At 73.6% G+C, this 1,683-nt stretch carries 3 protein-coding genes; 1 reads left to right on the plus strand and 2 read right to left on the minus strand.

All coding sequences use genetic code 11. The annotated features are described in order from the left end of the window. The coding region (locus G3I65_RS05775; protein WP_160695180.1) for a GntR family transcriptional regulator at positions 1–257 on the minus strand (257 nt) is incomplete at its 3' end. A gap of 83 nt (positions 258–340) precedes the next feature. Here G3I65_RS05775 and G3I65_RS05780 point away from each other — a divergent pair. After that, on the plus strand, positions 341–913 hold the full coding sequence (locus tag G3I65_RS05780) for a TIGR03086 family metal-binding protein (RefSeq protein WP_166639733.1): 573 nt from the start codon (positions 341–343) through the stop codon (positions 911–913). On the opposite strand, the gene G3I65_RS05785 is transcribed toward G3I65_RS05780, so the two are convergent. After that, positions 906–1,683 (minus strand): neutral zinc metallopeptidase (locus tag G3I65_RS05785; RefSeq protein WP_160695182.1); only part of this gene is annotated, 778 nt, incomplete at its 5' end. The two genes, G3I65_RS05780 and G3I65_RS05785, sit on opposite strands and share 8 nt — an antisense overlap.

Genomic DNA, 1,683 nt, shown 5'->3' on the forward strand with positions numbered 1-1,683 from the left:
GGCTCCGGGCGCGCCGCCGCGGACGCCGTGACGAACGTGCCGGCGCCGACGCGGCCGGTCAGGAACCCCTCGGCGGTGAGCCGGTCGTAGGCCGCGCTGACCGTCGTCCGGGAGACCGCCAGCCGCTGCGCGAGCTCCCGGGTGGGCGGGAGTGCCTCGCCGGGCCGGATCCGGCCGGCCAGGATCGCCGCGCGGAGCTGCCGGTAGATCGCGTCGCGGTGCCCGCGCGTGCCGGTCAGGTCGATGTGGATCTCCACCGGCGCGAGTCTAGATTGGCCCACCGGAAGTGGCGCGGATTTGGCACTGTTCGTGGTCCGCTGGCCCGCCTAGCGTGCGAAGCATGGATCTTCGCGAACTCGACCGCCGTGCCCTGCTCGTCCTCGACAAGATCGTCGCCGCCGTCACCCCCGCCGACCTCGACCGCCCCACGCCGTGCGCGGGCTGGACGCTGGCCGACCTCCTCCGCCACCAGGTCAGCGAGAACCACGCCTTCGCGACCGCCGCCCGCGAGGGCTCGGCGCCGGACTGGGACGCCGGCGACCTCGGCGACGACGCCCCGGCCGCGTACCAGGCCTCCGTCGACGACTTCCTCGACGCCTTCGCCGACGACGCGGTGCTGGACCGGCAGCTCACGATCAACCACTTCGGCACGTTCCCCGGCCCGATCGCCGCCCACATGCACCTGGTCGACACGGTCGCGCACGGCTGGGACCTGGCCCGCACGCTGGACCTGCCCTACGAGCCGGACGCCGAAGCCGTGCACGTCGCCCTCAAGCTCGCCGAGCGGATCCCGGACGAAGGGCGCGAAAAGAACAACTCGTTCGCCCACAGCGTCGAGGTCCCCGCGGACGCGAGCGAACTGGACCGGTTCCTGGCCCTGCTCGGGCGCGATCCCGCCTGGACTGTCAGCTGACCTCGGCGACCGGGGCGCTCCAGGTGTCGCACGCCTTCGTCGTCTTGCCGTCGTAGCCCGCCTTCGCCCAGGACAGCTGGTGCGCGCGGGAGCCGTGGGTGTCGCTGTCGTTGGCCCGGCCGTAGTCGGCGACGGCGGCGTTCGCCAGCGACCGGCTGATCGAGCCCGTGCCGGCGACGGCCGCCAGGAAGAGCGCGCCGAAGCAGTTGGCCTGCAGCTCGATCCGGCGGACGACCTCCTTGTCGGCCGCGCTGTCCTCGTTCGGCGACGTCATCTTGTCCGCCGCCGCCGACAGGATGCCGCTCTCGCGCTGCACGTGGTGGCCGTATTCGTGGGCGATGGTCGCGATGTGCCGGGCCTTGTTGAGCCCGGCGTCGGCCAGCATCCAGTCGGTCGGGGCGTAGATCGTGGTGTCGCCGCCGCAGTAGTAGGCGACGGCTTCGTTCTCCGTCGGAGCGTCGCCGCACGCGCTGTGCTCGGGCAGCGTCACCGACACGGTCGCGGTCAGCGTCGGCTCGTTCGCCTTCTCCAGCGCGGGCCGCCACGACTGTTCGAGGCAGTCCGCCAGCGCCCGGTAGTAGGCCTTGAGCTGGTCGGGCGCGCGGCCGAGGTCGGGCAGGGAGCAGGTGGCGGGGCCCGGGCCGATGCCGGCGCCGAGCAGCGGGTTGCGGGCCAGCTCCGGGACGGGTTTCGCCTTCGACGAGCCGGTGCCGCCGTAGGCCCGGCCGGTGTCGGCGCCCTGGGCGGCGAACGCGCGTCCGTCGACCCGC

This window comes from Amycolatopsis sp. SID8362, from assembly GCF_010550475.1.
In the GTDB taxonomy this organism is placed as follows: Bacteria; Actinomycetota; Actinomycetes; order Mycobacteriales; family Pseudonocardiaceae; genus Amycolatopsis; species Amycolatopsis eburnea.